The organism is Streptomyces sp. HNM0645 (genome assembly GCF_030056615.1).
Classification (GTDB): Bacteria; Actinomycetota; Actinomycetes; order Streptomycetales; family Streptomycetaceae; genus Streptomyces; species Streptomyces marianii.
The window spans coordinates 1-7923 of the sequence record NZ_JASHLT010000089.1; the positions used below are offsets into that span (position 1 = coordinate 1).

Below are 7923 nucleotides of genomic sequence, written 5' to 3' on the forward strand. Positions count from 1 at the left end.
CCACCGACACCCAGGTCGGCAACTACCTGGTCTCCCCGTACGTCCCCTCCGGCCAGGTCGCCTCGGTGACCGTACCCGCCGGTGTGCTGACCAACGGCAAGACCTACAAGTTCCGCACCTCCCCGTATGACGGCACGCACTACAACTTGGGCTGGTCGGCGTGGAAGACCTTCCGCGTCGACACCACCGCGCCGTCCGCCCCGACCGCCATCACGTCGACGGACTACCCGTCGAACGCGTGGGTCAAGGGCGCGGGCCAGGCGGGCACGTTCACCGTCACACCGAACGGCACGGACCACAACTGGCTGGAGTGGTCGCTGGACGGCGTGACCTGGACCAAGGTCGCCACCGGCGGCTCCACTGCCGCCAAGGCCATCAGCATCACCCCGCCCAAGGACGGCACCCACACCCTGCAGGTGCGGCAGGTCGACAAGGCCGACAACAAGTCCGAGGCGATCGACTACACCTTCCACGCCGGGCCCGGTGGCTTCATCCAGCCCGCCGAGGGCGAGCGGACCGCGCGCCGGCTGCCGCTGGTTGCCGAGGCCGACGGCTCCAAGTACGACAATGTGTCGTTCTCCTGGCGCCGTTCTGAGGCCGACCCCTGGGTGCAGATCCCGGCCGGTGACGTCACCTCGGGCGGGGACCCGCTCACGGCCTGGCCGGTTGCGGTGACCGGCGGTAAGAACGCCGCCCTGGTGTGGAACACCACCAGCACCGTCGACCCGGACGGCACTGTCCAGATCAAGGCCGACTTCACCGGCCCGAACTCCGCCACCGGATCGACCCAGCCGCTGACCGTGGTCGTCGACCGCAACGCCAGCGGTGCGGCATCCGACGAGGTGGGCCCCGGCTCGGTGAACCTCCTGACAGGTGACTACACCCTCTCGGCCACCGACGCTTCGGCATTCGACCTGTCGGTTTCCCGTACGGCTTCCTCGCGCACCCCGGACAAGGGAGCAAAGCAGGAGGGGCAGGCGCCGATCTTCGGCAAGGAATGGGTCACCGGCACGGTTGCCGAAATGACGGACTCCGACTTCTCCCACGTCCGGGAGGTGTCCGACACGGCCGTGGCCGTTGTCGACTCCGAGGGGGAGGAGACTCACTTCACCGCGAACGCGGCGAAGAGCGCCTGGGTCGCCGAGCCCGGCTCCGAGGACCTGACCCTCAAGGGCAGTGTGACGGGCTCGTTCACACTCACCGACACCGAAGGCACGGTGACCGAGTTCACCAAGCCCGCCACCGACGCCACGACCTGGCAGGTCTCCAGCACCCTGCTGGACGGACTGTCCAACTCCACCACCACGGTGGTCTCCGAGACCGTCACCGTGGACAGCAAGAAGCTTGCACGGCCCAAGCGGATCATCGGCGCCACTTCCGCGGCGACCACTGCCGCTTGTACCGCCGATTCGGCAACCAAGGGCTGCCGGGTGGTGGAGTTCGTGTACGCCACCGCCACCACCGCCACCGCCACCACGTTCGGTGACTACAGCGGGCAGGTGAAGGAGATCCGCCTGTGGTCAACCGCTCCGGGGGCGGCTGCGGCCACCTCGAAGTCCGTGCAGATGTACCTGTACGACGACTCGGGCCGCCTGCGTCAGGCGTGGAACCCTCAGATCAGCCCGTCGTTGAAGTCCGAGTACGCCTACGACAGCGCAGGCCGGGTCACCAAGTTCACTCCGCCCGGTGAGCTGCCCTGGACCTTCAGCTACGGCAAGGCCGGCAGCGCCGACACCGCGGGTGAAGGCATGCTCCTGAAGGCAACCCGCCCCGCCCTGAAGCAGGGAACCACGGACACCGTCGAGGGAGAGGCGGCCACCAGCGTCGTCTACGACGTGCCGCTCACCGGCACCACTGCCCCCTACAAGCTGGGCGCGACGGACGTGAGGGCATGGGGCCAGCTCGACGCGCCCACCGACGCGACCGCGGTCTTCCCCGCCGACACGGTGCCTGCCTCCCACTCCGGCAGCTCACTCGGCGCGGCCGACTACAAGCGTGCAGACGTGCACTACCTCGGGGTCTCCGGTCGCGAGGTCAACTCCGCGACTCCGGGCGGGCACATCTCCACCACCGAGTACGACCGCTTCGGCAACACCGTCCGTGAACTGTCCGCCGCCAACCGCGCCGTCGCCCTGGGACTGACCGCCGCAGACGAGGCAGCCCAGGCCGAGCTGGGCATCGCGCAGCTGACAAGCACGGAGCGCGCCGACCTGCTGGCCACCCGGTCCGTCTACAACGACACCGGTACACGTGAGCTGGAGGAGTTCGGCCCTCTGCGCCGGATCGACCTCACGGCCGACCTGAAGTCGGGCAGCACCACCCTGGTCCCGGCCGGCACCTCGGTGACCGCCCGCACGTGGACGGTCAACGAGTACGACGCCGGGCGACCGACCGACGGCACTGCCAAGGTCAAGGACCAGATATCCAAGATCACCACCGGTGCCGAGGTCCGCGAGCACCCTGGCGTCCAGGGCGAGACCCGTGTCTCTCAGACGGTCTATGACTGGGTCAAAGGCCTGCCGACCCAGACGATCCAGGACCCGGGCGGCCTGGCTATCACCACCACGACCGAATATGACGCCCAGGGCCGCATCGTCAAGCAGTTGCTGCCGGGTGCGACAGGTGCGGACGCGGCCACGAGGGTGACCACGTACTGGTCCGCGAGCGGCACAGGCAACTGCGCGGGGCGCGCCGAGTGGGCCGACCTGGTGTGCTCCATCTCCCCTGGCGGAGCGATCACCGGCGGCGGATCCAACCCCACCGGGCTGCCGACCACCACCACCGAGTACGACTGGTGGGGCAGCCCGGCCAAGGTCACCGAGACCGCCAACGGCGTCACCCGGACCACGACGACCACCTACGACAACGCGGGCCGACAGACCAAGGTCGCCATCACCGGCGGTATCGGCCAGGCCGTACCTGAGTCCACCACCGAGTACGACCCGGCCACCGGCCAGGCAGTGAAGACCACGTCGCCGACCGGCGGCACGATCACCAAGGCGTACGACAAGCTCGGCCGCCAGATCTCCTACACCGATGCCGACGGTGGCACCACCACCACGGAGTACGACCTCCTCGGCCGCCCGGTCAAGGTGTCCGACTCGGTTCCATCCACCGTCACCTACACCTACGACACCACCATCGAACCGCGCGGTCTGGCCACGAAGACCACCGACTCCATCGCCGGTAGCTTCCAGGCCACCTACGACGCAGACGGCTCCGTCACCAGCGAGAAGCTGCCCGGCGGCTACACCCTCCAGCAGACGGAGGACAGCACTGGCAGCGCCGTCGAGCGCACATACACCCGCGACAGCGACGGCACGATCGTCTACTCCGACACCGTGACCGAGTCCATCCACGGCCAGGTCACCAGCCACGCAGGCTGGTCCGACCAGACCTACCGCTACGACGCCACGGGCCGGCTCACCACTGTCGAAGACACCACCGAAACCCTCTGCACCCGCCGGAGCTACGCCTTCGACGCGCGCACCAACCGCAAGTCCCTCACCTCCGCGACCGGAACCCCCGGCGCCGACTGCCCCACCACAGGAGGCACCACCACCAGCCACACCTACGACAGCGCCGACCGCATCGTCGACAGCGGCTACACCTACGACGTGTTCGGCCGCACCACAGCGGTCCCCGGAAACGGCACGATCGGCTACTACGCCAACGACCTCGCCCACCAGCAGACCGCGAACGGCAAGCGCCAGACCTGGCAGCTCGACGCCGCCCTGCGCTTCCGCTCCTGGAAGGTCGAAGCCGGCAGCGGCACCACCTGGACGCAGGAGCAGTCCAAGCTCAACCACTACGACAGCGACGGCGACAACCCCCGCTGGATCATCGAGGACACCGCCACCGGCGCGCTGACCCGCAACGTCGACGCCGCCTCCGGCGACCTCGGCGCCATCACCAGCGAGACCGGCGACACCGTCCTCCAACTCACCACCATCCACGGCGATGTCGCTCTCCAGCTCCCGCTGGACACCAGCAAGGCACCCGTCGCCCTGGACTCGGACGAGTACGGCAACCCACGCACCGGACAGGCGGCCACCCGCTACAACTGGCTCGGTGCCAAGCAACGCTCCAGTGAGACACTCACCGGCCTCACCCTCATGGGCGTCCGCCTCTACAACCCCACAACCGGACGCTTCCTGTCCATGGACCCGGTCTACGGCGGCGGCGCCAACGCCTACGAGTACGTCAACGCCGACCCCCTCAACCGCTACGACCTCGACGGCAAGTGGTGGAGCTGGAAGAAGGTCAAGCGCGGATTCAAGCGCGCAGCCCGCCACGTCCGCAAGAACTGGCGTACCTACGCCGGCTACGGCGCCACAGCAGCCTGCATCATCGCCTCCGCAGGCACCTGCGCCGTCGCCAGCGTCGCAGTGTTCGCCGCCACGGCGGTGGCGGACGGCCGCGGCGGCCGGTGGCGCACGAAGAAGTACTGGAAGGCGCAGGCCAAGTCGGCTGCCTGGGCCGCAGTCGGAGTTGGCGCAGGCCGATTCGCAGCTGGTTCATGGTGGAAGTCGAGCCGTGGATTCTCAAGAGGCGGCAGACACGCCGCAGGCCGCGGTCGACACGCGAAGAGGGTCTCCTACCGGCGTACGGCGTGGAACTACGCTGGCAACGCCTGGACAGGAACGCTGACCTGTGGAATGAGCTGGAAGATGCGCTACTGCTAGGCAGATTCCGATAACGGGGGGTGCCACGCGGTCTGCGTGGCACCCCCCGTGTACTTTGGTTGACAGCTGGGTGGAGGGGCCGCGATCAGCTGCCAATTCCACATCTCGCACTTGATGGCTAATTGGAACGCAATCGCGACTGAGGTATCGAAATCCCAGTGCGACTGCCCTCACATCCGGAGGTGTCATGCGCTACAGGAACAGGACCGTATACGTTGCATCACACGCCATGATGCTGGCTATGCTAGCGGTCGCCGTATACTTTCTATTCCTGGATTCAGGGGCGCCCCGCAGTGCATGGGACGTATGCCTGGCTATTGCGGTACCCGGTGTCGTTGCATGGACGCTAATACGCGTTGGCCTGACACCGTACGTCGAGTGGGGGAATGGGCGCATCACGGTTTGCAATCCTTTCTTCACCTACAGCGCAAGCCTAGATAGCGTACGACTCCTGGCCAGGGAGGGCAGAGGTGGCGCCTTTGAAATTGAAGGAATCGGCACAGTCCTACCTTGGGCCATGACACGGTCCGTCTTTGATGGAAAGAGGGCGAACGGTGCGCGTCGCGACTTGCGGCACGCTGTCCTTGCAGCACAGAAGGGGAATTCCGACTCGACGCTCACGTCGTCCCGGAGGGTCCGCTACGGATGGTTCGATCTCCTCATCCTGCCTTTTGCTGCCGCTATCGCCTGGGCCTTTATGCCGTAGACGGACATCAGTTTTGTCCGCCTACGGCAGGACCTGGACCGCGATACTTGCTCGGCCTCACAGTGCACCCCAGAACCTGACAGGTACCGAATGAAGAGATAGATGCGCGACCTACAGGCAGGTTCCCGCAGCCCAGGGTGTCGGGCGGACCAACAGGCATCCGGGTCCTGATCGCCGGATGCTGGCTTCCAGTACGCGCCTCGCGCGTAGTTGAATCCTCGCTTGGCCAGGACGGCCCCGGCGAGGTTCAGCACCTCATCGCGCAGGGCGTGCGCGTGGTTGCCGTCCAGCGGAACAGGTTCCCAGAGGGTCGGGCTGTCGTGTCCTTCAGCGTTCACCCAGCGCAGGGCGGCGCGTGAGGTGATCGGAGAGACGTAGACCCGGACGGTGACGGGGCGGTGGCGCTCCTCCGAGGCGCGGCTCAGTTCCAGCCTGCGGTCTTCGGTGAGTGGCTGTGTCGGCTGGTCGTGGCCGGAATCGTGGTTGATCGTGGTCACAGGGGTGGTCCTTCGGTCGATGCTGGCATGTGGTGGCCGGGGCGGAATCGGCGGGGGTGCCGTTGCCCGGTGCGCCGGATCGTGGTGGGGCGGCGGGTTAGCCGGGCAACTGCCGAAGACACACAGCGGCCCCCTGGCCCGGCGGGGCGAGGGGGCTGCGCGTGGTGTGGTCGTTAGTGCGTGGTGCCTGTGGGCTGCTGGAAGAAGACGGGAGTGGCCACCTCGCGGGCCTCCTGTTCGCTCAGTTGGAGGAGGCGGGTGCGATGGGCGGGGAGTTCGTAGGCGGCGAGCCAGCTCTCCCCCGGGCTCCCTGCGAGCGTCGCACGGCCGTCGACCGGGTAGAAGCGGTACCTGTCGCAGTCGGCAGCGGTTGCGATGAATCCGCCGGTGGTCTGCTGCCAGGCGAGCGCTGCGTCGGTGTCCTCCTTGGTGGCGTGCTCCTGGTGGCGGCGGCCGTGCCGGTCGGCGAGGCCGATCATCCAGGCAACCAGGGCGGCGGAGTCGGTGGCGTAGTTGCCCGTGGCGAAGTCGGGGAGCTCTTGCAGGTACGGGGGCTGCCCTTCCTGCATCCAGTGGGCGCCGAGGGATCCGTGCTCGCCGATCGGGTGGTGGTTGGAGACCTCCGCTCCGTAGAGGTCGGTGCCCGACCATGTGACCTCGGAGCTGTCGGCGAAGGTGTAGCGGGCGTAGGTCCCGGCGCTGTCGCCCCATCCTTCACAGGCGATGCCCGCGGCGGCCAGGCGCCGGTACACGGACCGGGCGACGGTCTGCCGGGCGATGATCTCGTTGCGCGTCTCGACGGGTGCGGTCCAGCATTCGCGCCCGCTGTAGCGCCAGTTGCCGATGCCGGTGTCGCCGTTGTACTCGACCCACGGCAGGGGGTCGGACTTGCTGCGCGGCTCGTAGGCGACGGGGAGCCCGGGGCCGAACCCGGCCATCACGCGGAGCATGGGCGGGCGGTCGTGCTCGTCGCCCTGGTGGTCGCGGAAGGCCTGGTAGGCGGCGGCGCGCTTCGTGATCAGTTCGCGGGTGTAGTTCCGGCGTTTGGTCATGGTGGTGTGCCTCTCGCATCCGGCTCGGTTGTTCCGGGACTCTCGTGGCCCCGGCGAGCGGCACACTGGGCGAGGGCACAGTTAGGGCTGCAACTACCAGATGCCGTGGCGATGTTGGGCGGCTCGCCCCGGTAGGGCCGGTAGGGGCCGGGTGCGAGTCGCAGTGGTTGCTGGGTACTGATCTGCTGGTCCCGGTCAGTCGCAGAGGTCGGGGCCCTTGGGGTAGGGCTTCAGGTCCGGATATCCGAGGGTGATCCGGTCGCGCTCGCGCTGGTTCTTTCCGAGCCGGAACACGTACCGGTGCGCGCCGCGATGGCGCAGGTTCCGGGCGCCCACGGCATGCAGGGCGTCGCGTAGCCACAGGGCCGGGTCGCAGCCGGCCCTGGGCGCCGGGGCTCCGAGAGAAATAAGCCTGGTTTCAACATATTCATGACCTTGCTCCTGTTTTCTCACCTTCTGGGCGGATCGGTCGTTGAGCACAGTGCCGTCGGGCAGCAGTTTGATCGTCCGCGCCGTGGCGCGGCCGGTGTAGGCCGCGTTCGACGCTTGATAGATCGTTCCTGCGTGACCAACTGATACTAGTTTGCCCGTATTTGAGCGTCTTGGTACGGGGTCCGCGAAGGACACCACGCCTCGTACGTCCGAGGCGAGCAGTGCGTCGAAGGTGCGGGCAAGGAACCAGCTTTCGGCGTTCGCCGGGCACTCGTCCAGCAGCACGAATCGCGAGCACTCCAGCGCAGCCACATGGGGTTCCAGGCCGGGCAGGGCGCGCTCGAGCACGGCCCTGCTGACGGAGAGGCCGAAGACGGCGACGCCACTCAGCTTGGCGTTTAACCGCGTTGTGTTTGGTGTTCCTTGATCGATTCGGCGCGTTTGATGGTTTTGCCGACGTCGTGGCGCTTGGCACGTTGCTTGTTCTTCGAGCCGGGAGGCCGTCCAGGCCCGGGCCGGGTTGGTTTCGGTGCGGTCGCTGGGCGGGCTGC

4 protein-coding genes and 1 pseudogene are annotated in these 7923 nt (G+C 67.6%); 1 reads left to right on the forward strand and 4 read right to left on the reverse strand.

Annotated elements, in window-relative coordinates:
• A partial coding sequence (locus tag QMZ92_RS35090) for an RHS repeat-associated core domain-containing protein (protein WP_283301885.1) occupies positions 1-4685 on the forward strand: 4685 nt, incomplete at its 5' end.
• Positions 4686-5324: 639 nt separating this feature from the next.
• On the opposite strand, the gene QMZ92_RS35095 is transcribed toward QMZ92_RS35090, so the two are convergent.
• The 4 genes and pseudogenes from QMZ92_RS35095 to QMZ92_RS35110 all read right to left on the reverse strand — a co-directional run.
• On the reverse strand, positions 5325-5888 hold the full coding sequence (locus QMZ92_RS35095; RefSeq protein WP_283301887.1) for a hypothetical protein: 564 nt from the start codon (positions 5886-5888) through the stop codon (positions 5325-5327).
• A gap of 173 nt (positions 5889-6061) precedes the next feature.
• Positions 6062-6940 (reverse strand): hypothetical protein, encoded by an 879-nt coding sequence (locus tag QMZ92_RS35100; RefSeq protein ID WP_283301889.1) that lies wholly within the window; start codon positions 6938-6940, stop codon positions 6062-6064.
• Positions 6941-7135: 195 nt separating this feature from the next.
• On the reverse strand, positions 7136-7720 hold the full coding sequence (locus QMZ92_RS35105) for a Mom family adenine methylcarbamoylation protein (protein WP_283301891.1): 585 nt from the start codon (positions 7718-7720) through the stop codon (positions 7136-7138).
• Between the two features lie 50 nt (positions 7721-7770).
• Positions 7771-7923: pseudogene (locus tag QMZ92_RS35110) on the reverse strand (NF041680 family putative transposase); the annotation flags it as partial.